Genomic DNA, 255 nt, shown 5'->3' on the forward strand with positions numbered 1-255 from the left:
CCTCACGCGCACATAGGTCCTTCAGAAGCTCGCTGGCCTGGGCGCTGCTCTCTTCAGCGTAGACCTGCCAGCCGACGACCATCCGACTGAACACGTCCATGAACAGATAGAGATAGAAATACTGCCCGCGAACTGATGTCGGCAGGTAAGTGATATCCCAGCTGAACAATTGATTGGGCTCGTCGGCACAAACTGCGCGAGGCTTGCTGCGGGCGCGCGCTGGTCGTTCACTGCGCCGATGAGCAAGCTGTTTCT

At 58.0% G+C, this 255-nt stretch carries 1 protein-coding gene; it reads right to left on the minus strand.

What is annotated here, in order from left to right; genetic code table 11:
- A partial coding sequence (locus tag ACRXB1_RS37745) for a DDE-type integrase/transposase/recombinase (RefSeq protein ID WP_449494979.1) occupies nucleotides 1-255 on the minus strand: 255 nt, incomplete at both ends.

The organism is Caballeronia sp. M23-90, from assembly GCF_053574605.1.